19 protein-coding genes are annotated in these 21,017 nt (G+C 69.9%); 7 read left to right on the top strand and 12 right to left on the bottom strand.

Annotated elements, in window-relative coordinates; translation table 11 throughout:
• Nucleotides 1-1,296 precede the first annotated feature (1,296 nt).
• Nucleotides 1,297-2,097 (bottom strand): WecB/TagA/CpsF family glycosyltransferase, encoded by an 801-nt coding sequence (locus tag ACFY36_RS49345; protein WP_499752870.1) that lies wholly within the window; start codon nucleotides 2,095-2,097, stop codon nucleotides 1,297-1,299.
• A 62-nt stretch (nucleotides 2,098-2,159) separates the two neighbouring features.
• Between ACFY36_RS49345 and ACFY36_RS49340 the strand changes: the two genes are divergently transcribed.
• The 4 genes from ACFY36_RS49340 to galT all read left to right on the top strand — a co-directional run bounded on the left by ACFY36_RS49340 (nucleotide 2,160) and on the right by galT (nucleotide 5,938).
• Nucleotides 2,160-3,092 carry a sulfotransferase gene (locus ACFY36_RS49340; RefSeq protein WP_499752869.1) on the top strand — a complete coding sequence of 311 codons (933 nt, stop codon included), beginning with the start codon at nucleotides 2,160-2,162 and terminating at the stop codon, nucleotides 3,090-3,092.
• Complete coding sequence (locus ACFY36_RS49335; RefSeq protein WP_499752868.1) at nucleotides 3,089-4,003, top strand: glycosyltransferase family 2 protein; 915 nt, start codon at nucleotides 3,089-3,091, stop codon at nucleotides 4,001-4,003. Before ACFY36_RS49340 ends, ACFY36_RS49335 begins: the two co-directional genes overlap by 4 nt.
• Nucleotides 4,004-4,073: 70 nt before the next feature.
• Nucleotides 4,074-4,850, top strand: coding sequence for a DeoR/GlpR family DNA-binding transcription regulator (locus tag ACFY36_RS49330; protein WP_499752867.1), 777 nt, complete (start codon nucleotides 4,074-4,076; stop codon nucleotides 4,848-4,850).
• Nucleotides 4,847-5,938, top strand: coding sequence for a galactose-1-phosphate uridylyltransferase (gene galT / locus ACFY36_RS49325; protein WP_499752866.1), 1,092 nt, complete (start codon nucleotides 4,847-4,849; stop codon nucleotides 5,936-5,938). Before ACFY36_RS49330 ends, galT begins: the two co-directional genes overlap by 4 nt.
• A gap of 270 nt (nucleotides 5,939-6,208) precedes the next feature.
• Here the strand turns inward: galT and ACFY36_RS49320 are convergent, their stop codons facing one another.
• Both ACFY36_RS49320 and ACFY36_RS49315 read right to left on the bottom strand, forming a co-directional pair.
• Nucleotides 6,209-7,126 carry a GlxA family transcriptional regulator gene (locus ACFY36_RS49320; RefSeq protein WP_499752865.1) on the bottom strand — a complete coding sequence of 306 codons (918 nt, stop codon included), beginning with the start codon at nucleotides 7,124-7,126 and terminating at the stop codon, nucleotides 6,209-6,211.
• A 60-nt stretch (nucleotides 7,127-7,186) separates the two neighbouring features.
• Complete coding sequence (locus ACFY36_RS49315; protein WP_499752864.1) at nucleotides 7,187-8,401, bottom strand: NADP-dependent isocitrate dehydrogenase; 1,215 nt, start codon at nucleotides 8,399-8,401, stop codon at nucleotides 7,187-7,189.
• Nucleotides 8,402-8,558: 157 nt separating this feature from the next.
• Between ACFY36_RS49315 and ACFY36_RS49310 the strand changes: the two genes are divergently transcribed.
• Together ACFY36_RS49310 and ACFY36_RS49305 are read left to right on the top strand one after the other, a co-directional pair.
• Nucleotides 8,559-10,199 (top strand): alkaline phosphatase D family protein, encoded by a 1,641-nt coding sequence (locus ACFY36_RS49310; protein ID WP_499752863.1) that lies wholly within the window; start codon nucleotides 8,559-8,561, stop codon nucleotides 10,197-10,199.
• An 81-nt stretch (nucleotides 10,200-10,280) separates the two neighbouring features.
• On the top strand, nucleotides 10,281-11,081 hold the full coding sequence (locus ACFY36_RS49305) for an MBL fold metallo-hydrolase (protein ID WP_499752862.1): 801 nt from the start codon (nucleotides 10,281-10,283) through the stop codon (nucleotides 11,079-11,081).
• Nucleotides 11,082-11,253: 172 nt separating this feature from the next.
• Here the strand turns inward: ACFY36_RS49305 and mdh are convergent, their stop codons facing one another.
• From mdh to purN, 4 genes are all read right to left on the bottom strand, one after another.
• On the bottom strand, nucleotides 11,254-12,204 hold the full coding sequence (gene mdh / locus ACFY36_RS49300; RefSeq protein WP_499752861.1) for a malate dehydrogenase: 951 nt from the start codon (nucleotides 12,202-12,204) through the stop codon (nucleotides 11,254-11,256).
• Between the two features lie 104 nt (nucleotides 12,205-12,308).
• Entirely contained in the window at nucleotides 12,309-12,905 is a 597-nt protein-coding gene (locus ACFY36_RS49295) for a pentapeptide repeat-containing protein (RefSeq protein ID WP_499752860.1), read from the bottom strand.
• Complete coding sequence (gene purH, locus ACFY36_RS49290) at nucleotides 12,905-14,473, bottom strand: bifunctional phosphoribosylaminoimidazolecarboxamide formyltransferase/IMP cyclohydrolase (protein ID WP_499752859.1); 1,569 nt, start codon at nucleotides 14,471-14,473, stop codon at nucleotides 12,905-12,907. Before purH ends, ACFY36_RS49295 begins: the two co-directional genes overlap by 1 nt.
• Nucleotides 14,470-15,087 carry a phosphoribosylglycinamide formyltransferase gene (purN, locus tag ACFY36_RS49285; protein ID WP_499752858.1) on the bottom strand — a complete coding sequence of 206 codons (618 nt, stop codon included), beginning with the start codon at nucleotides 15,085-15,087 and terminating at the stop codon, nucleotides 14,470-14,472. The genes purH and purN overlap by 4 nt, the downstream gene beginning before the upstream one ends.
• A 135-nt stretch (nucleotides 15,088-15,222) precedes the next feature.
• Between purN and ACFY36_RS49280 the strand changes: the two genes are divergently transcribed.
• The gene (locus ACFY36_RS49280; protein ID WP_499752857.1) at nucleotides 15,223-15,567 is read left to right on the top strand and encodes a DUF4190 domain-containing protein; all 345 of its coding nucleotides are present in this window, start codon (nucleotides 15,223-15,225) and stop codon (nucleotides 15,565-15,567) included.
• Nucleotides 15,568-15,607: 40 nt separating this feature from the next.
• On the opposite strand, the gene ACFY36_RS49275 is transcribed toward ACFY36_RS49280, so the two are convergent.
• The 5 genes from ACFY36_RS49275 to icmB all read right to left on the bottom strand — a co-directional run bounded on the left by ACFY36_RS49275 (nucleotide 15,608) and on the right by icmB (nucleotide 20,686).
• A complete protein-coding gene (locus ACFY36_RS49275; RefSeq protein WP_499752856.1) occupies nucleotides 15,608-17,065 on the bottom strand; it encodes a cell division protein PerM in 1,458 nt (485 codons plus the stop codon).
• 96 nt (nucleotides 17,066-17,161) lie between these two features.
• Nucleotides 17,162-18,043 (bottom strand): succinate--CoA ligase subunit alpha, encoded by an 882-nt coding sequence (sucD, locus tag ACFY36_RS49270; RefSeq protein ID WP_499752855.1) that lies wholly within the window; start codon nucleotides 18,041-18,043, stop codon nucleotides 17,162-17,164.
• 4 nt (nucleotides 18,044-18,047) lie between these two features.
• Nucleotides 18,048-19,226: an ADP-forming succinate--CoA ligase subunit beta gene (gene sucC / locus ACFY36_RS49265; RefSeq protein WP_499752854.1), complete on the bottom strand. Its 1,179-nt coding sequence runs from the start codon at nucleotides 19,224-19,226 to the stop codon at nucleotides 18,048-18,050.
• 215 nt (nucleotides 19,227-19,441) lie between these two features.
• Nucleotides 19,442-20,014: a hypothetical protein gene (locus tag ACFY36_RS49260; protein ID WP_499752853.1), complete on the bottom strand. Its 573-nt coding sequence runs from the start codon at nucleotides 20,012-20,014 to the stop codon at nucleotides 19,442-19,444.
• A gap of 267 nt (nucleotides 20,015-20,281) precedes the next feature.
• Nucleotides 20,282-20,686, bottom strand: a complete 405-nt coding sequence (gene icmB, locus ACFY36_RS49255) for a coenzyme B12-dependent isobutyryl CoA mutase small subunit (RefSeq protein WP_097322690.1) — start codon at nucleotides 20,684-20,686, stop codon at nucleotides 20,282-20,284.
• Nucleotides 20,687-21,017 lie beyond the last annotated feature (331 nt).

Below are 21,017 nucleotides of genomic sequence, written 5' to 3'. Positions count from 1 at the left end.
CGTACGTACGTCTTGCTTCGTGGAGCGCCTTCGTCGAGCTGGGCGCGCCACGGAGGCGGGGTGCGACCTTGCGCCAGTCGCCCGGCTTGCGCATGGGCGATTTCTCCGTGCCAGATTTCTTTTTCCGTTGCGCCGAATTCGGCATGATCGGCATCAATTATCGATGGCTTTGGCGGCGCGGTGGCGGGATAATTGGATATGCGCTACCAACAACTTGGACTCTTCACTCGCGAGCAAATGGACAGCATGCGCGACCGAACCCGCGCACGCAATTGGTCACCCGAGATGGATGCGTTTCGCCGCGAACACGAGCGCCGCCGCGCGTGGGGCCTCATCCAGCGCCACGGGCTCAAGCTCATGCGGCTACGGCTCGAGCGCGGCTACGCGCCCCGGCCACCGATCGACACTAGATCGCCGACCACCGCGCGACCGTCCACTTCGGAGCAACTGCGGCCTCTCGCCCCGACACCGCCCCGACCGCCAGTCACCGCAGCGACTCCATCGCCCGCCCAGCCGCTTACCGCAGCAACTCAGCCATCAGAAGACACCGCCGAGGTGGCCGCACCTCAGTCATCGGGAACCACAGGCGCTGCCGTCGCAACGCGCTCACCAGACGCCCCAAGCACTGGCGCCGCAACGCAGCCGCCAGGTCCCGCAAATACTGGCTCCGCAACGTAGCCGCAGAACCCGCAAACACTGGCGCCGCAACGCAGCCGCCGGAACCCGCAAACACTGGCGCCGCAACGCAGCCGCCGGAACCCGCAAACACTGGCGCCGCAACGCAGCCGCCGCGAGCCTCACGCATCACCGCCGCACCGCAGTCGCCGGAACCCGCGAACACCACCGCCGCAACGCAACCGCCCCGAGCCCCGCGGATCACCGCCGCACCGCAGTCGCCGGCCGCCCCAAGCACTGGCGCCCCAAGCACTGGCGCCCCAAGCACTGGCGCCGCAACGTAGTCGCCGGAACGTCGCCGCCGCGCCGCAGTCGCCCGGGGCCGCGCGCATCGCCGTCGCACCGCAGCCGCCGGCAGTTTCAGGCGCTGCTGCCGGTATGCGACGCCGTTCACCGGCACAGCTCGCCCTGCAACCGGAGGCGCGGCCGGCCAGAAGGCGATCGGAGCAACCGGTTCAACACCGGCCGGTGCAACCCGATCACGACGATTCAGTCCATTAATTGTGCGCGTTGAGCGGATCCGGCTACCAAACAATAGCCCCGCCGGGTCCGCTGCGGCAATTAATTCGAGGCTCGCATTCGGTCAGGAAGGTGATTGCGGCCGCTCGAAAAAATTGTCTGTCAGCGGGCTCGGGCTCGCTGTCCGGGGGCCTGGGCCAGCAAGCGCAAAGCGTAGGGGGCGTCATGGCGTAAGTAGCGGCTCGCCAAGCGGCGAGGCTCTGTTCCCAAGCGGTGGGCCCACTCCAAACCGGTGCGCTGCATCCAGCGGGGAGCCCGCTCGATGTCGCCGGCCACGAAGTTCACCGCCGCGCCGCAACCGATGAACCAGGACTGCGGGAGCAGGGCTCGCAGGCGGGTGATCATGCGTTCCTGTTTGGGGTAGCCGAGGCCTACGAAGACCAGGTCGGGGGCGGCTCCTGCCACCTTGCGGCAGAAGTCCTCGTACAACAGCGGGTCTCTGTCGAAGCCGAACGGGGGGCACAGCGTTCCGGCTATGCGCAGGCCGGGGCATTGCGCCGCCAAGCGGTCGGCGGCTCGGGTGGCGCCGTCCTTCTCGGCTTCGTCGCGGTCGGCGGGGGCCCCGCCGATCACGAAGATGGAGCGGTGGTCTCGGCCCAGACCCTGTGACAGTGACCAGATCAGGCTGCTTCCCGCCACCCGCTCCGGCAACGGCTGGCCGCCCAGGCGGCTTGCCCAGACCAACGGCATGCCGTCGGCCACGATCAAGTCGGCGTCGTTGAGGTGGCGGCGGCATTCGGCGTCGGCCTGGGCCCGGCGCAGGATGTCGATGTTCGGCGTGATGATCCGGCCGCCTCGGCCGCGGGCCAAAGAGTCGCGCACGACGGCCACGACCTCCGCCTCGGTGATCCGGTCGATGCCCGTCCCGTCCAGGTGGACGCGGTCGAACGCCTCGATTGTCACGCAACGCCTCCTTCGCGCTTGTTCGCTCGTTATAGGAGCGAAACGAGCGAAGGTGGGCAAGAGTGGCACGCGTGGTATTTCTGGGTGGATTAGGACGAAGTGGGACAACGCTCGTCGAACGTCTGCTCGGCCAGCTGCCCGGGGTGTGCGCGCTCGGCGAGGTCGTCCACCTCTGGCAGCGGGACATCCGCGACGACGAGCGGTGCGGCTGCGGCGCCCGCTTCTCCGGGTGCGGATTCTGGCGCCGGGTCGGTGAGCGGGCCTTCGGCGGCTGGCACAACGTCGACGTCGACCGGGTGCACGCCCTGCGCGACGCCGTCGAACGCACCCGGCACATCCCCCGGCTCGCCACCGCGGCCGAGGCGCCGGACGAGGTGCGCGAGTACGCCGGCTTCTACGCCCGCGTCTACTCGGCCGCGGCCGAGGTCTCGGGGGCCGAGGTCGTCGTCGACTCGTCCAAGCACTCGGCACTCGCCCACGTGCTGCGCTGGGCCGACGACATCGACCTGCGGGTGGTGCATGTCGTCCGTGATGCGCGCGGGGTGGCGTACTCCTGGACCAAGCGGGTCTCCCGTCCGGAGACCGACGGCGCCGAGGAGATGACCCGCTACTCCCCCGGCCGCTCGGCGATGCTCTGGAACGCCCACAATGCCGCCTTCGGGCTGCTCGCCAAGCGCGGCGTGGCCGTGCACCGGCTGCGCTACGAGGAGTTTCTCGCCCATCCGCGTTCGGAGTTGTTGAAGATCGGTGACTTCGCGGGGCTGCGGCTCCTCCCCGGCGATCTGGCCTTCCTCGGCAACGGCCACGCCGATCTCGGCGTCGGGCATTCCGCCGCCGGCAACCCGATGCGCTTCACCGTCGGGCGTCTGGAGCTGCGCCGCGACGACGCCTGGGTGAGCTCCCTGCCCGCCAAACAGCGTCGCCTGGTCGGAGCGGTGTGTGCGCCGATGCTGCGGGCGTACGGATATCCGCTTCTGAAAGAGGAGAGTCGATGAACTGGCCGTCCGTCGGTGTCGTCATCCCCACCCGGAACCGGCCCGAGCTGGTCCGCAAGGCCATCGCCTCGGTGCGTGACCAGCGCTATCCGGGCGAAATCAAGATCTTGGTGGTGTACGACCAGACCGAGCCGGACTATCTGCTCGCCGCCACTGAGGGCGTGCAGGTCTTGGTGCTGACCAACTGGCGTACGTCCGGTCTGGCCGGCGCCCGCAACACCGGCATCCTGGCCCTGGACACCGAGTACGTGGCCTTCTGCGACGACGATGACCAATGGCGACCGGACAAGCTGCGGCGTCAGGTGGCCGCCCTGCTGGCCGACTCGGACGCCGAGTTCGCGACGTGTGCGATCGAGGTCGAGTACGAGGGGAAGACCACCGCCCGGCTGGCCGGGCGCAGCCGGGTCACCGTGGACGAGCTGGCCCGCTCGCGGATGGCCATGCTGCATTCGTCGTCGTTCCTGATCCGCCGCACGGCGCTGGCCGAGGACGCGATCGGCCTGGTCGCCGAGGACGCGCCGGGCAGCCAGAACGAGGACTGGGACCTGCTGCTGCGGGCCGCCCGCCGGGCGCCCATCGTGCATCTGGACGAGCCGCTGGTGCGGGTGCTGTGGGGCCGGACCTCGCACTACGCCTACGAGTACGCGACGAAGATCAGCTCGCTGCGCTGGATGATGCAGCGGCACCCGGAGATCAGCGGCTGCCGTCCGGGCGCGGCCCGCGTCTACGGTCAGCTCGCCTGCTGGTCGGCCGCCACCGGCAACCGCAGCCAGGCGTGGCAGTTCAGCAAGGAGGCCGTCCGGGCGAACTGGAAGGAACCCCGTACCGCGATCGCCCTGGCCGCCATGACCGGTGCGGTCAAGGTCGAAAACGTGCTCTCGGCTTTGCATAAGCGAGGCCGAGGTATCTGACAACACTCTTTCGGTCACGCCCGATCACAAGGTAGTGTTCGGGCGTGTTCGAATTAGTGCGGATCCTCTGATGCTGGCGCAACAGCGCCAGGCCGCGATCCTCGACCGGGTCCGGGCCGCCGGCGGCGTACGGGTCAGCGAGCTCGCCTCCGAGTACGGCGTCTCCGACATGACGATCCGCCGCGACCTGGAGTCGCTGGCCGATCGTGGCCTGCTGGCGAAGGTACACGGCGGAGCGACCACCGTCAGCCCAGGCTCAGCACATGAGCCCGGCTTCGCCGCCAAGAGCGTGCGCCAGCGCCTCGAGAAATCCGCCATGGCCATGCGCGCCGCCGCCATGGTCTCCCCCGGCGACGCCATCGCGCTGTCCGCCGGCACCACGACCGCCGAGCTCGCGCAGCGCCTCGTCGACGTGCCGTCGCTGACCGTCGTGACGAACTCGATCCCGGTCGCCGACGTCTTCTACCGGGCCGGCCGCCCCGACCAGACGGTCGTGCTGACCGGCGGCACCCGCACCCCCTCGGACGCCCTCGTCGGCCCGGTCGCGGTCGCCGCGATCGGCACCCTCCACCTCGACATGCTCTTCCTGGGCGTGCACGGGATGAGCGAGCGCGCCGGATATACGACGCCAAACCTCATGGAGGCCGACGTCAACCGGGCCCTCGTCGAGGCGGCCGAGCGTCTCGTCGTGCTCGCCGACCACACCAAGTGGGGCACCGTCGGCATCAGCTCGATCGTCCCGCTGGAGCGGGCCGACGTGCTGATCACCGACGACGGGCTGGACGAGCAGGCCCGTGCATTGCTGATCGAAACAGTTCCAGAACTTGTGATGGTGAGTGGCCAGTGACCTTCAAGAGCCGCACGGCGATCCGTCTCTCCGACGGCCGTGAGCTGATCTACTTCAACGAGGAGGAGGGCTCGCACCGGGCCGAACACCCGGACACCCGCCACCTTCCGACGCCGCCGCACACCTCGCAGTTGCGCTACGACCCGCTGGTCGACGAGTGGATCGCCATCGCCGCCCACCGGCAGACGCGTACCTTCCTGCCGCCGAGCGACGCCTGCCCGCTCTGCCCGACCACGGCCACGTTCGCCAGTGAGATCCCGGCCCCCGACTACGACGTCGTGGTCTTCGAGAACCAGTTCCCGTCGTTCAGCGACCGGGTCTCCCCGGACGAGGTCGACGAGATCAACCCCATGGTTCCCGTACGCCCGGGCGTCGGCCGCTGCGAGGTCGTGTGCTTCACCAGCGACCACAACAGCTTCTTCGGTGCGCTCACACCGGCCCGCGTCCGCACGGTCGTGGACGTGCTCGCCGACCGTACGGCCGAGATCTCGCAGTTGCCCGGCGTGGCCCAGGTCTTCCCGTTCGAAAATCGGGGCGTCGAGATCGGCGTGACGTTGCACCACCCGCACGGGCAGATCTACGCCTATCCGACCGTGCCGCCGCGCACGAAGCTGATGCTGGCCGCGGCCGCCAAATACAAGGAACGGACCGGCGGCGACCTCTACACCGACGTCCTGGCGGCCGAGCGGGAGCAGGGCACCCGGATCGTCGGCGGCAACGAGCACTGGACGGCGTTCGTGCCGGCCGCGGCCCGCTGGCCGTTCGAGGTGCAGATCGCGCCGAATCGCAAGGTGGCCGACATCCCGGCGCTGTCCGACGCCGAACGCGACGCGTTCGGCCCGCTCTACCTGGACATGCTGAAGCGCTTCGACGGACTGTTCGGCAAGCCGATGCCGTACATCTCGGCCTGGCACCAGGCGGTCGTGGGCGAGGGCCGCGACCTGGGATATCTGCACCTGCAGCTGTTCAGCATCCGGCGCGCCGCCGACAAGCTGAAGTATCTGGCCGGATCCGAGTCGGCCATGGGCTACTTCGTCAACGACATCGTCCCCGAGAAGGCCGCGCAGCTGCTGCGCGAGGCCGCCTGAGCTTCCCTTCCTCACTTCCGCCTTCTCGTTGACGCGAGGCCTTCGGGGCGGGAGAAGAGGGGCGGGGGTCCCGGGACAGGGACCCCCGCTGGGAAGGGACGGCAGGCGGCGCCTACATGGCCGTACAACCGCCGAGAGAACCGATCGGCGCCCGGGACAAGGCAGCCGGATCGGTGGGCGACCCCTCGGCGTCGCGCGGCCCATCCGTTCTGCCATGAGAAACGAGGTCCGTAACCACGGGTTACGGATCTAAACATGCAATTTGCGCCATCAGAAACGGCGCCGATATTCGGCCGGCGAGACGCCGAGAGCGCCCAGGAAAGCCCGGCGCATCGCCTCCGGCGTGCCGTATCCGGCCGCCTTGGCCACCTCGGCCACCCCGTCCGAGGTGTCGGCCAGAAGGCGGCGAGCGGTCTCGAGCCGTACGCGGTCGACGTACCGGCCCGGCGAGGTGCCGGTCTCCGCCACGAACGCGCGGGCGAACTGCCGCGGCGACAGGTTGGCGTGCGAGGCCAGCGCCGTCACCGACAGATCCGCGTCCGGATGCTCGATGATCAGCCGCTGTACGTCCCGGAGCGGCTCCCGCCGGGCCGTCTGCGCCGAGAGCTGCGCGCTGAACTGGGCCTGGTTGCCCGGCCGGCGCAGGAACATGACCAGCGCCCGGGCCACCGCCAGCGCGGCGTCGCGGCCCAGGTCCTCCTCGACGAGGGCGAGCGCCAGGTCGATGCCGGCGGTGACACCGGCCGAGGTGAACACGCCGCCGTCCCGTACGAAGATCGGGTCCGGTTCGACCTCGACGCCCGGATAGCGCTTGGCCAGGGTCGCGCAATATTGCCAGTGGGTGGTGGCGCGGCGGCCGTCGAGCAGCCCGGCCGCGGCGAGCAGGAAGGCGCCCGTGCAGACCGACATCACCCGCGGCGGCCGGCCCCCGTGCCGGCGCAGCCATGCGACGACATCCCGCGGCGGCTGACGCGTTCCGGCCCCGCCGGGGACGACCAGCGTGTCCGGCACCGTCTCGTCCAGCGGCCCGTCCGGGACCAGGGTCAGACCGCTTGACGTACTCACGGGACGGCCACCGGGGCTCGCGGTGGTGATCCGGTAGTCGCCGGCGTTGGTGAAGACCTCGACCGGCCCGGTGACGTCGAGGCTCTGCACGCCGTCGAAGAGCAGCACCCGTACGTTGCGCATCGTCTATATATGCCACAGGGCCGCCGGCACTTTCGTGCCGGCGGCCCTGTTACTGCGAAATCAGGCGAGCTTGCGCGCCAGGTTCTCGTCGAGCGCGTTCATGAACTCGTCGGTCGAGAGCCACGGGGCGTCCCGCGAGATGAGCAGCGCCAGGTCCTTCGTCATCTGACCGCCCTCGACGGTCTCGACGCAGACCTTCTCCAGCGTCTCGGCGAACTGGGTCACCTCGGGGGTGCCGTCCAGCTTGCCGCGGTGCTTGAGGCCGCCGGTCCAGGCGAAGATCGACGCGATCGGGTTCGTCGACGTCTTCTCGCCCTTCTGCCACTGCCGGTAGTGCCGGGTGACCGTGCCGTGCGCCGCCTCGGCCTCGACGGTGTTGCCGTCCGGGGTCATCAGCACGGAGGTCATCAGGCCGAGCGAGCCGAAGCCCTGGGCCACGGTGTCGGACTGCACGTCACCGTCGTAGTTCTTGCAGGCCCAGACGTAGCCGCCCTCCCACTTGAGCGCGGCCGCGACCATGTCGTCGATCAGCCGGTGCTCGTAGGTGAGGCCGGCCGCCTTGAACTGGTCGGCGAACTCCGACTCGAAGATCTCGGCGAACAGGTCCTTGAAACGGCCGTCGTACGCCTTGAGGATCGTGTTCTTGGTCGACAGGTAGACCGGGTAGTTGCGGGCCAGGCCGTACCGGAACGAGGCGCGCGCGAAGTCGCGGATCGACTCGTCGTAGTTGTACATCGCCATGGCGACGCCGCCGCCCGGGTAGTCGGCGACGTGGAACTCCATCGGCGCCGAGCCGTCCTCGGGGGTGAACGTGACGGTCAGCTTGCCGGCGCTGGGCACCACGAAGTCGGTGGCCTTGTACTGGTCGCCGTGGGCGTGACGGCCGATGATGATCGGCTTGGTCCAGCCCGGCACCAGCCGCGGCACGTTCTTCATGATGATGGGCTCACGGAAGACGACGCCACCGAGGATGTTGCGGATGGTGCCGTTGGGCGACCGCCACATCTTCTTGAGGCCGAACTCCTCGACGCGGGCCTCGTCCGGGGTGATCGTCGCGCACTTGACGCCGACGCCGTGACGCTTGATGGCGTTGGCCGCGTCGATGGTCACCTGGTCGTCGGTCTCGTCGCGGTACTGGATCGACAGGTCGTAGTACTCGAGGGGGACATCGAGGTAGGGCAGGATCAGCTGCTCCCGGATCTGCTTCCAGATGATCCGGGTCATCTCGTCGCCGTCGAGCTCCACCACCGGGTTAGTGACCTTGATTTTCGCCATTCGGCCGGCGCTCCTCTCCCATGTTTTTAGCAGTACGAGCGTACTGCAGGGCCGTCGAAGATCATCTGTCGCCCCCGGACCGGGATTTACCCCGATCGCCCCAACCAGTTTGCCCGCTTGTCGGCGGCCTGTATCGCAAACCCGGTGGCATCGAACAATGTCACTGCAAGAGAAGCTCAACCAGCCGATCGGCCGTCGACTGCTCCTCTCCGCGGGCGCCGGGGCCGTCGCCACCGGCCCATTGCTGCTCTACCCCACCGCCGGCTACGCACACACCAGCACCACGCTGCCGGCGGACGTCTTTGGGCTCGGCGTGGCCTCGGGCGACCCGCTGCCCGACGCGGTGGTGCTGTGGACCCGCCTGCACGGCGCCATCCCCGACCGTGTCGTGCCGGTCGAGTGGGAGATCGCGGCCGATCCGCTCTTCCGCAAGTCGCGCCGCGCCGGGGTCACCGCCGCCCTGCCCTCGCTGGGCCACTCGGTGCACGTGGACGTGCGCGGCTTGCGACCGGACGCGGAGTACTACTACCGCTTCCGGGCCGCCGGCCGGATCTCGCCGGTCGGGCGCACACGCACCGCGCCCGCCGCGCTGTCGAAACTGCGGCACCTCCGCTTCGCCTTCGCGAGCTGCCAGGACTATCAGGCCGGCTTCTACACCGCCTATCAGCACCTCGCTCAGGAAGACCTCGCCTTCGTCGCGTTCCTCGGCGACTACATCTACGAGGGACCGCGCAACGCCGCCGCGGTACGCCAGCACGAGGGCACCGACGAGCCGTACACATTGGAGCAGTACCGCGAACGGCACGCGACCTACAAGGCCGACCCGGACCTGCGGGCGGCGCACGCCGCCTTCCCGTGGATCGTCACCTTCGACGACCACGAGGTCGACAACAACTGGGCCGACGAGATCCCGCAGGACCCCGACCTCCAGACCCCTTCGTCGTTTCGAGCCCGGCGGATCGCGGCCTTCCAGGCCTACTACGAGCACATGCCGCTGCGCCGCTCGTCGCTGCCGCGCGGGCTCGACATGCAGCTCTACCGCCGGTTCCGCTTCGGATCGCTGGCCAGCCTGCACGTGGTCGACACACGGCAGTACCGCAGCGACCAGCCGGCGACGCTCGAGGCGGCGCAGGACCCGGCGCTGAGCATGACCGGCGCCGAGCAGGAGAGCTGGCTGGTCAACGGGCTGCGCCATTCCGGCGCCCGGTGGAACCTGCTGGCCAACCAGGTGATGTGGGCCCAGAACGACCGCAAGGCCGGCCCCGAGCAGGTCTTCGACTTCGACAACTGGGACGGTTACCGCGCCCAGCGCACCCGGCTGCTCAAGCTCTTCCGCAAGGTCGACAACCCGGTCGTGCTGACCGGCGACCGGCACTGCACGTGGGTGAGCGACCTGCGGCCGAACTTCGACGACCCCTCGACACCGGCAGTCGGCGCGGAGATCACCGGCACCTCGATCACCTCGGGCGGCAACGCGAACACGACGTCGTTCCATGCCACCTACGACCCGATCATGGCGGAGAGCCCGCACTGGCGGTACATCGACAACCAGCGCGGATACGTGGTCTGCGACGTCACCCGTGAGCGGATGGTGAGCAGCCTCCGCCTGGTGGACACGGTATGGGCGCCCACAGCCGCGGTCCGAACAGCGGCCGAGTTCGTCGTCGAGTCGGGCCGGCCCGGCATCGCCGAGGTGATCGATTCTGCGACCTCCCCACCGTCGACCGCCTCCACCCCCACCCAGGGTGGGAAACCGCGCGCCTTCGACGTTACCGACGACCAGGGCCTTGATCGCTAGTTGTCCACAGGCCGTTCGGCTGTCCACAGGTTCGGGAATCGGGGGTGCGGGGCGACCCGCGCCCTCGGCAGAATCGCGGGCATGCCACTCACCCACAAAGTCGGACGGCTCACGGTCATCGCCCTTCAGGACGCGGAAGGGCCCTTCTTCCTGCCCCGGGCCGAGGCGTTCCCCGACGCCACGGCCGAGCAGTGGGCCGAGGCCGACGCGGCCGATCCGGCCGCGGTGACGGCCGAGGGCGAGTGGTGGCTGCGCTTCCGGAGTTATGCGGTGCGGCTCGGGGATGGACCGGTCACGCTGGTCGACGCGGGCATCGGGCCGGCCGGGTCGCTGGCGGCCGACTGGGCGCCGGTGCCCGGGCGGCTGCCCGACGAGCTGGCCGCGGCCGGCATCGAGCCGGCCGACGTCGAGACGATTGTGCTGACCCACCTGCACAACGACCACATGGGCTGGGCCGTCCCGCGCGACTCACCCTTCACGGCGGCGCGAGTGGTGGTGCAGCGGGCCGACGTCGCTCACTACGAGGCCCACCGCGACCAGGCCGGCCAGTTCGACCTGCTGATCGAGCCGCTGCGCGCCGAGGGCCGCCTCCAGGAGCTCGACGGCGACCTGACCCTGAGACCCGGCCTTCGCGTCGTGTCGACCCCGGGCCACACGCCCGGCCACCAGTCCGTCCTGGTCGAGGACGGCGACGACAGCCTGCTCGTCGCCGGCGACATGCTCGTGCACGCCATCCAGCTGCCCCATCCGGAGCTGGCCTACGCCAGCGACGCCGACCCGGAGCTGGCGCGCGCCACCCGCGTGCGGGTGCTGGAGGAGGTGATGGCGCGCGGATCGACGCTGGCGGTGTCGCATCTTGGGGCGGCGTTCCGCACGGCTTGAGGCGCGGACCGGCGCTCGAAGCCCGCGTGGCAGCGAGCGTGAGTGGACCGCTCGGGTCGGACCACCGTCGCTCGAGCGCCGGGGGCGGCGACGTTGCGGTCGGGTGGGCCGGAGCGCGTACAAAAGCAGGAAGGCCGGACCAGAGCGGCCCGGCCTTTCCCAGAAAGCACGATCAGAGGTTGGCGACATCCGCCTGCTTGGCGCGGACCGCCTCGGCGGCCTCCTTGAGGCCGGCGATCTCGGCGTCGGTGAGCTTCTCCTCGACGACCTTCTTGATGCCCTCGCGGCCGATCTGGGCCTCGACGCCCAGGTAGACGCCGTTGATGCCGTATTCGCCGTCGACCCAGGCGCAGACCGGGAGGACCTCGCCGGAGTCCTCGACGACGGCCTTGGCCATGCGGGCGGCGGCGGCCGACGGGGCGTAGTAGGCCGAGCCGGTCTTGAGCAGGGCGACCACCTCGGCGCCGCCGTTGCGGGTGCGGACGACGAGCTCCTCGATCTTGTCGGCCGGGAGCAGGTCGGACAGCGGCTTGCCGTCGATCGTGCAGCGCGACGGGACCGGGACCATGGTGTCGCCGTGCGAGCCGAGGGTGAGCGCCTTGACGCTCTTCACCGGCACGGCCAGCGTCTCGGCGATCGAGTTGGTGAAGCGGGCGGTGTCGAGCACGCCGGCCTGGCCGAAGACCCGGTTCTTGGGGAACTGGGTGGCGATCTGGGCCAGCGCGGTCATCTCGTCGACCGGGTTCGAGACCACGATGACGACGGCGTTCGGGGCGTACTTGGCGATGTTCTCGGCCACCTGCCGCACGATCTTGGCGTTGACCTCGAGGAGGTCCATGCGGCTCATGCCGGGCTTGCGGGGAAGGCCGGCGGTGACCACGACGACGTCGGAGCCCTCGATGGCCTCGTAGCCCTCGCCGTTGGGGCCGGTGGTGGCGCCGACGACCTTGGTCTCGAAGCCCTCGATCGGCCGGGACTGGTTCATGTCGAGGGCCAGGCCGGCCGGCTTGCCGTCGATGATGTCGGTGAGCACCACGGTGTCGAAGATGTCGTACTCGGCCAGGCGCTGTGCAGTCGTGGACCCGTAGAAGCCGGCACCTACGACGGTTACCTTCTTGCCCATAGCTCTATCCACTCCCAGTCTCCGGGATACTTTTTTGCGAACGTATCAGTCGGTTAACGGCACGTTTCGCCCTGGTCGGCTTAACGCGAAATAAGCCACTCCCGCTATTCCCCGACGACGGCGCCGTACGCGGTGGCGAACTGGATCGCCTGGGCAATGTCGATCTTGGCTCCAGTGAGGTCGACATCGCGCAGCCGCACGCCGTCGAGGTCAGCGCCGCGCAGGTCGGCGCCCTTGAACACGGCGTCGGTGAGCCGGGCGTTCGACAGGTCGCAGTCGCGCAGGTCGGCCCGGGTCAGATCGGCGCCCATCAGGTCGGCCTCCCGCAACCGTAGGCCGGACAGCCCGGCTCCGGTGAGGTTCTGGCCGCGCAGGTTGACGAAACCCCAGTCGCCGCCCTCGACCGTGATGGGCCGCAGGCCGCAGTCGATGAACTGGGAGCCGGTCAGCTTGCAGCCGGTCAGGGTCGCGTCGAAGAAGGAGCAGCGTTGCAGCGTCGACTGCATGATGGCCACGCTGGACAGGACGGCCGCGTTGAAGCGGACGTTGCCGAAGGTGCAGTTGGTGAAGACGCAGCCGGTCAGCCGCGCCTCCGACCAGTCGACGTCGTGGAAGGCGCAGTCCTCGTACCGGACGCCGGTGACCTCCTCGAGCGCCCAGTCGGCGCCCGAGAAGGTCCGGTCCTGTACGAGGAGGTCCATCAGCCGTGGTAGAAGTGCCGCGTCCCGGTCAGGTAGACCGTCATCCCGGCCTTCTCGGCGGCCTCGATGACCAGGTTGTCGCGGATGGAGCCGCCCGGCTGCACGACCGCCTTCACGCCGGCCGCGATCAGCACCTCGAGCCCGTCCGGGAACGGGAAGAAGGCGTCGGAGGCGGCGACACTGCCCTTGGCCCGGTCGGCGCCGGCCCGGTTGACCGCGAGGTGGGCCGAGTCGACCCGGTTGACCTGGCCCATGCCGACGCCGACGGTGGCGCCGTCCTTGGCCAGCAGGATCGCGTTGCTCTTGACGCTGCGGATCGCCCGCCAGGCGAACGCCAGGTCGGCCAGGTCGGCGGCGGACAGCGCGGCGCCGGTGGCGAGCTCCCAGTTGGCCGGGTCGTCGCCCTCGGCGTCGATGCGGTCGGGCTGCTGCACGAGCGCGCCACCGCCGATCAGCTTGACCTCGGCCGGCGCCGGGTTCCAGGCCGGGGCGACCAGCACGCGCAGCTTCTTCTTGCCCTTGAAGATCTCGAGAGCGCCCGCCTCGTACGACGGCGCGACGATCACCTCGGTGAAGATGCCGTCGAGCTGCTTGGCCATCGCCTCGGTGACCTCGCGGTTGACCGCGATGACGCCGCCGAACGCCGAGACCGGGTCGCAGTCGTTGGCCTTGCGGTGCGCCTCGGCCACGTCGGCGCCGACCGCGATGCCGCACGGGTTGGCGTGCTTGATGATGGCCACGCAGGGCTCGGTGAAGTCGTTGGCGCTGCGCCACGCGGCGTCCGCGTCGACGTAGTTGTTGAACGACAGCTCGCCGCCGTGCACGAGCTCGGCCTGGGCCAGGCCCACCGGCGCGCCCGCGTCGGTGTACAGCGCGGCCTGCTGGTGCGGGTTCTCGCCGTACCGCAGGGTGTTCTGCTTCTTCAGCCCGATCCCGGTGAACTCCGGCCAGCCGGTCTCCTCGACCAGCGTGGTCGCGGTCCAGTTGGCCACCGCGACGTCGTACTCCGCGATGTCGGCGAAGGCACGCGCCGCCAGCGCCTTGCGCTGCGTCAGGGTGAAGCCGCCGGCTTCCAGGGCCTTCAAGACCAGGGGGTACGCCTCGACGGCCGTCACGACCGCAACCGACGGGTGGTTCTTGGCGGCGGAGCGGACCATGGCCGGCCCGCCGATGTCGATCTGTTCCACGCACTCGTCGACGCTCGCGCCCGAGGCCACCGTCGCCGTGAACGGGTAGAGGTTGCTGACGAGCAGGTCGAACGGCTCGATCTCGAACTCGGCCAGCTGCTGCTCGTGCGCCGGCAGGCGCAGGTCGGCCAGCAGACCCGCGTGCACCCGCGGGTGCAGCGTCTTGACCCGGCCGTCCAGGCACTCGGGGAAGCCGGTCAGCTCCTCGACCCGGGTGACCGGCACGCCGGCGCCCTCGACGGTCGAGGCGGTCGAGCCGGTGGAGACGATCTGCACCCCGGCCGCGTGCAGCGCCTGGGCGAGCTCGACCAGCCCGGTCTTGTCGTACACGCTCAGCAGCGCGCGACGGATCGGGCGGCGCCCCTCGGCAGTCGAACTCATGGAATGCGTACCTTCCTGTCCTGGATGGTCCAGCCCTCACGGACCAGTCGGCCGACCCACTCGACGAGCTGGGCCCGCTCGGCCACCTTGATGCGCTCGGTCAGCGCCTCCTCGGTGTCGCCGTCGAGCACGGGCACCGCGACCTGGGCGATGATCGGGCCGGTGTCGACGCCGGCGTCGACGAAGAAGAGGGTCGCCCCGGCGATCTTCACGCCGTAGGCGAGGGCGTCGCGCGGGCCGTGGATGCCGGGGAACGACGGCAGCAGCGCGTTGTGCGTGTTGATGTAGCGGTCGCCGAACGCGGCCAGGAACGCCGGGCCGACCAGCTTGAGGAAGCCGGCGGAGACGACCAGGTCGGGCTTGAACTCGGCGACGTGGCGGGCGAGGGCCGCGTCCCAGTCGTCGCGCGTCTCGTACGCCTTCACCGAGTCGACGAACGTCGGCACACCGGCGGCGGCCGCGCGGTCGAGGCCGGCGATGCCGTCACGGTCGGCGCCCACCGCGACGACCTGCGCGCCGTAGGCGGGATCGGCGGTGGCCTCGAGCAGAGCCTGAAGGTTGCTGCCCGAACCGGAGACGAGGACGACCAGGCGGGCGGGCGCGGGGTCGGTCACCCGAGGAGCCTATCTCCGTGGTTCGCGACGGCTGACAACGGGTAACGCAAAACCCCTGATCATCGGTTACGCTGCCGATTCTCAGGAATGCACATTTGTCGCTGTGCCAGCGCCATGTTTGACACTGGAGGACGCGTGACAACCCCACCCCCCTATTACGGCCCCCCTGGCGGCGACCCGGTCGGACCGCCCGCCGGCAACCAGAACACCCAGGGTCTCGTCGGCATGATCCTCGGGATCGTCGCGATCCCGCTGGTCTGCTGCGTTTATCTCGGTATCCCGCTCGGCATCGCCGCCGCCATCGTGAGCTGGCTCGGTCTGCAGAAGGCGAACGCGGGCCGCGCCACCAACCGCAGCCAGGCCCTGACCGGCCTGATCTGCGGCGCCGTGGCCACGGTGCTCGGCATCGGCCTGCTGATCTGGGCGCTCACCGCCGGTCAGAACATCAACTGGGAAGACCTCCAGAACAGCAACAACTGACCTTCGAAGAAAGGGGGCGCCCGGCCGGGCGCCCCCTTTCTCATGCGCTGGATTTCTTGAAGCGCCGGGCCGCGGCCGCGCCGACGGCCGCCGAGACGCCGACCACCGCGGTGGCGACCAGGCCGACCTGACCGGCGTCGGGCCCGATGGTGGCCATCCGGCCGTCGCCCAGCGGGCCGCCGGACATGTCGGCCAGCACGCCCAGCACGATGCCGGCGGCCGGGCCGGCGATCAGGCCGGCCCCGAGCAGCAGCGACCACGGGGTGTCGGGGGCCTTCGGCAACGCCCGCGGGCGGGTCGATCCGGGGCGGCGGCGGACCTCCGGCGGCGGCGCCTGCTCGGCCTCGCGGTGGGCGCGCAGGGTGAGCATCCAGCCGGCGGCCAGGCCGGCCAGCACCGGGATCGAGAGCAGGAGCGCGCCGACCGCGCCCATCGGCCCGTTCGGCAGGCCGGCCAGCAGCGGCAGGGTGGGCAGCGGCCCGACGGTCACCTCGGTCAGCCGCACCACCGATCCGGTGCCGAGGGCGAAACCAGGACCGAGCAGATAGGCGGCGGCCCAGATGACGCCGTTCAGCCCGTACGCCAGGCTCAGCAGGGTGATGCCGGCCTGCCCGGCCACGCCGGTGTTGTAGGCCGAGATCATGTCGGCCGCCTGCCCGCCGCCGACCGCGACGGCGAGGCCGGTGACCGCGGCGCCGGCCGCGAGGATCAACAACGCCGCGAGTACGCCCGTACGCAGCCCGTGCCGCAGCACCGCGGGCATCCGCTGCGCCCAGCGGGCCAGCGCCCCCGTCCCGCGCACCGAGCCGGCGAAGGCGGCCAGGCCACCGAGGACGAAGAAGTTGACCGCGGCCCGGCCCGGCGTGACCTCGGTGCCGCGCCCGTCGACCGCGAGCGCGGCCAGCGAGCCCAGCAGCGAATAGGTCAGGGCGATGGCGAACGCGACTGAGAGCGCCCCGGCCGTGGAACCCGAGCGGCGGGCGCCGACGGCACGGGTGACATGCAGCCCGGCCCGCTCCAGGCGCCAGAGGATGAGCGCGGTGAGCAGCAGCGGGGCCAGGCCGAGCGATCCGATCGAGGTGCCGATCGGCACGCCGTGCCCGAGCATCCAGCCGGCCAGCCCGGCGTGCGCGGCGCCGGCCAGTCCACCGGCGCCCTCGAGGGTGCGGGCCAGGCCGATCACGGCGGCCACGGGCAGATACGAGATCAGCGCGGCCCAGATCGTGGCGAAGCCGGCCGCCACCGGCAGCGGGGCCCGGCGGACCCGCTCGGGCGGTGGGCGGCGCTGGGTGGGCAGCTTGACGGTCTCGCGGTTGCCGAGCGCCTTCTCGTCGACCAGGACGGTCTTCTGCTCGGTGGCTTCCTCGTCGTCGTCACGCGGATCGAACGCTTCCGTGTGCCGCTCGATCGGCTCGGTGGTCCGCACGATCGGGGCGTCCTGGACCGCCTCGGCGACCTTCGGGTCGTCCGAGTCGTCCGGGCGGGGTGGCGTCGACATCGCGAACTACTTTTCCACGCCGGGGGCGGCCCGGCGCTGCAGATACGACGGCGCGCCGTCAATCAATTGACGGCGCGCCGGCGTGGCGTACAGAAATCAGCTCATGACTTCGCGCATGAGACGGGCGGTCTCGCTCGGCGTCTTGCCGACCTTGACACCCGCGGCCTCGAGCGCCGCCTTCTTGGCGTCGGCGGTGCCGGCCGAGCCCGAGATGATCGCGCCGGCGTGACCCATGGTCTTGCCGGGAGGCGCGGTGAAGCCGGCGATGTAGCCGACGACCGGCTTGGTGACGTTCGCCTTGATGAACTCGGCGGCCCGCTCCTCGGCGTCGCCACCGATCTCACCGATCATGACGATGGCGTCGGTCTCGGGGTCGTCCTGGAACGCCTTGAGCGCGTCGATGTGCGTGGTACCGATGATCGGGTCGCCACCGATGCCGACGGCGGTCGAGAAGCCGAAGTCCCGCAGCTCGTACATGAGCTGGTAGGTCAGCGTGCCGCTCTTGCTGACCAGGCCGATGCGGCCGCCCGGGGTGATGTCGGCCGGGATGATGCCGGCGTTCGAGGCGCCGGGCGACGCGATGCCGGGGCAGTTCGGCCCGATGATCCGGGTCTTCTGGCCACGGTCGATGTTGTACGCCCAGAAGGCGGCCGAGTCCTGCACCGGCACACCCTCGGTGATCACCACGGCGAGCGGGATCTCGGCGTCGATCGCCTCGATCACGGCCGACTTGGTGAACGCCGGCGGGACGAAGATGACCGACACGTCGGCGCCGGTCTCCTTGATCGCCTCGGCCACGGTCGCGAAGACGGGCAGCTCGGTGCCGTCGAAGTCCACCTTGGTGCCGGCCTTGCGGGGGTTCACCCCGCCGACTACCTGGGTGCCCGCGGCGAGCATCCGCTTGGTGTGCTTGGAGCCCTCCGAGCCGGTGATGCCCTGGACGATGACCTTCGAGTCCTTGGTAAGCCAGATCGCCATTACGTCACTTCCCCGCAGCCGCGAGCTCGGCGGCGCGCTCGGCCGCTCCGTCCATCGTGTCCACCCGCTCGACCAGCGGGTTGTTGGCGCCGTCGAGGATGGCCCGGCCTTCCTCGGCGTTGTTGCCGTCGAGGCGGACCACGAGCGGCTTGGTGACGGTCTCGCCGCGCTCGGCGAGCAGGGCGAGGGCCTGGATGATGCCGTTCGCGACCGCGTCGCAGGCGGTGATGCCGCCGAAGACGTTCACGAAGACCGACTTCACGGCCGGGTCGCCGAGGACGACCTCGAGGCCGTTCGCCATCACCTGGGCGCTCGCGCCGCCGCCGATGTCGAGGAAGTTGGCCGGCTTGACGTTGCCGTGCTTCTCACCCGCGTAGGCCACCACGTCGAGGGTGGACATGACCAGGCCGGCGCCGTTGCCGATGATGCCGACCTCGCCGTCCAGCTTGACGTAGTTGAGGTTCTTGGCCTTGGCCGCCTGCTCCAGCGGGTCGACCGCGGACTGGTCGACCAGCGCCTCGTGGTCGGGGTGCCGGAACGCCGCGTTCTCGTCCAGCGTGATCTTGGCGTCCAGCAGGAGCACCCGGCCGTCGCCGACCTTGGCCAGCGGGTTGACCTCGACCAGGGTGGCGTCCTCGGCCACGAAGGCCTGCCAGAGCTTCACCGCGATGTCGACGATCTGGTCGGCCACCTCGGCCGGGTACTGAGCCGCGGCGACGATCTCACGGGCCTTGGCCTCGTCGACGCCCTTGCTGGCGTCGATCGCGATCTTGGCGACCCGCTCGGGCTGCTCCTCGGCGACCGTCTCGATCTCCATGCCGCCGGCCACGCTGGCGATGCAGAGGAAGGTGCGGTTCGCACGGTCGAGCAGGTAGGAGAAGTAGTACTCCTCCTTGATGTCGGCCGTCTCGGCCAGCATCACCTTTCCGACCGTGTGGCCCTTGATGTCCATGCCCAGGATGTCGGTCGCCCGGGCCTCGGCCTCGTCGGCGCCGTCGGCCAGCTTGACGCCGCCCGCCTTGCCGCGGCCGCCGACCTTGACCTGCGCCTTGACGACGACCTTGCCGCCGAGCCGCTCGGCGATCGCCCGGGCCTCCTGCGGGGTCTCGGCGACGCCGCCGCCCAGCACGGGCAACCCGTGCCGTTCGAACAGGTCACGCCCCTGATACTCGAACAGGTCCACGTGTCTCCTTTCGCTCGCGACGCCAAGCGCCGGCAAGCCGCACCGTTGCGTCCCGACCTGTGTGCGCGCGGCGAACGAGAGTCGCCGGCGTGAAGAATGTCCGGCCCTGCGAGGCCTTCATTCGCAGACTAGCGACCTGAACGGGTGCTCCGAAGGCGCGGGTGCGCGGTGTGCAAGACCACACACCCGGGGCAGGAGTGGCCCGTGGTACGCGGTCATGCCAGAGGTACCCGATGGTTCGCGAAATAGGCGACCGCCTGGAGAATCTCGGCCTCTTTCTTGTCCGCGAAGGTCAGCGTGGCGGTGAGCCCGCTGCCGTAGATCAGATTGAGGCTGCTCGCGTCCACCGCCGTGAAGGCGCCGAGGTTGTCGTTCACGCGCGGATCACGCGGGTGCACGACCAGCATCTTCTCGACGAACCAGCGCCGCCGGCTGATCAGCCCGATGTGCTCCCAGGGCAGCCAGACGGCCGGGCCCCGGGTCGGCCGGGTCTTGATCCAGAGGCCGGCCGGGCCGGCCGCGAGCACCGGGCCGCCGCTGGCGACGAGCCAGACGATGCCGCCGACCCAGAGGAAGAAGACGACACCGATCACCGCCGGTACGGCGATCAGCGCCGCCCACTGCACGTCGTCCTCGCCGAGACTCGCCAGGCCGAACAGGCAGAGCGTGAACAACCAGATGAACGCGCTGGAGGCGCCGACGAAGCCGAGGCGCTTGGCGAGATGGGGGCGTACGACGAAGGGCTGATCGTCGGGGATGCGCTTGACGACGGGGTACGGGGCGGTCACGCCGCGACAGGCTAGACCACCCGGGTGACCCCGGCGCGATTTCCCCCGTAACCCCCTTTTGGGGGCGTCGTTGATTGTGGTGTCGGAGCGCTACGGCGCACCGGCGCGAAGGCGGCCGATGCCCTGTCGGTCGAGGGGTGGCGGCGGGGCATCGTGCATGAGAGGCCGGACGTGTGAGGGGTGCGTCCGGCCTCTCCCCTTGCCCCCGTCCAACCACCCCACCGCCGCCCTTAAGCGGACTGAAGGCTCTGCTAGGATCTCCGCTGGTCAAGCCACCGGTGATGAGACATTGGCGCGTACCCATTCGACGATGGACGCGGTAGTGGCGCCCGGAGTGAAGATGTGCGCCACTCCCAGCTTTTCCAATTCGGTGATGTCGTCGGCCGGAATGATGCCCCCACCGAATACGACGACATCGCTTGCGTCACGCTCCGCCAGCAGTTCGATTACGCGGCGGAACAATGTCATGTGCGCGCCGGACAGAACGGACAAACCGATCGCGTCGGCGTCCTCCTGAATGGCGGTCTCGACGATCTGCTCCGGCGTCTGGTGCAGGCCGGTGTAGACCACTTCCATACCCGCGTCGCGCAGCGCGCGGGCCACCACCTTGGCCCCGCGGTCGTGCCCGTCCAGCCCGGGCTTCGCTACGACGACCCTGATCCGTGCCTGCATCCTGACCCTCCGTGCCGCTGACCGCGATGTCACCTGAACGAACGGTAACCCGCGCCGGGGCCGCGGGGTAGCGGCGGTCACATAACAGTGATCACCCGGCGTGATGGGAAATGTATTCTGCGTCACCTTACTTTGTGCTTCTCAGACAATCACACCGCGTGTGCGAACAGTTCACCAGGGAAAGACCACGAATTCGGACATTCGCTGCGCAATGCGGACCAGGAACTGTCAGCGAATTGGCGCTGCGACTTGTGACGCGGCTGCCGTTTCGTTACCGTGGCTCCCGGCTGTCAACCGGTTAACGCCGATCCGACAGCACGGAAGACCTGGT

It is taken from the genome of Actinoplanes sp. NPDC000266, assembly GCF_042899005.1.
In the GTDB taxonomy this organism is placed as follows: Bacteria; Actinomycetota; Actinomycetes; order Mycobacteriales; family Micromonosporaceae; genus Actinoplanes.
This window is presented reverse-complemented; position numbering and strand designations above follow the sequence as displayed.

What these genes read in the sequence shown, in the direction of transcription:
- ACFY36_RS49335 (WP_499752868.1), top strand. Translation starts at nt 3,089, where the DNA reads ATGAACTGGCCGTCCGTCGGTGTCGTCATCCCCACCCGGAACCGGCCC.
- ACFY36_RS49330 (WP_499752867.1), top strand. Translation starts at nt 4,074, where the DNA reads ATGCTGGCGCAACAGCGCCAGGCCGCGATCCTCGACCGGGTCCGGGCC.
- ACFY36_RS49320 (WP_499752865.1), bottom strand. Translation starts at nt 7,126, where the DNA reads ATGCGCAACGTACGGGTGCTGCTCTTCGACGGCGTGCAGAGCCTCGAC.
- ACFY36_RS49315 (WP_499752864.1), bottom strand. Translation starts at nt 8,401, where the DNA reads ATGGCGAAAATCAAGGTCACTAACCCGGTGGTGGAGCTCGACGGCGAC.
- ACFY36_RS49310 (WP_499752863.1), top strand. Translation starts at nt 8,559, where the DNA reads ATGTCACTGCAAGAGAAGCTCAACCAGCCGATCGGCCGTCGACTGCTC.
- ACFY36_RS49305 (WP_499752862.1), top strand. Translation starts at nt 10,281, where the DNA reads ATGCCACTCACCCACAAAGTCGGACGGCTCACGGTCATCGCCCTTCAG.
- mdh (WP_499752861.1), bottom strand. Translation starts at nt 12,204, where the DNA reads ATGGGCAAGAAGGTAACCGTCGTAGGTGCCGGCTTCTACGGGTCCACG.
- ACFY36_RS49295 (WP_499752860.1), bottom strand. Translation starts at nt 12,905, where the DNA reads ATGGACCTCCTCGTACAGGACCGGACCTTCTCGGGCGCCGACTGGGCG.
- purH (WP_499752859.1), bottom strand. Translation starts at nt 14,473, where the DNA reads ATGAGTTCGACTGCCGAGGGGCGCCGCCCGATCCGTCGCGCGCTGCTG.
- ACFY36_RS49275 (WP_499752856.1), bottom strand. Translation starts at nt 17,065, where the DNA reads ATGTCGACGCCACCCCGCCCGGACGACTCGGACGACCCGAAGGTCGCC.
- sucD (WP_499752855.1), bottom strand. Translation starts at nt 18,043, where the DNA reads ATGGCGATCTGGCTTACCAAGGACTCGAAGGTCATCGTCCAGGGCATC.
- icmB (WP_097322690.1), bottom strand. Translation starts at nt 20,686, where the DNA reads ATGCAGGCACGGATCAGGGTCGTCGTAGCGAAGCCCGGGCTGGACGGG.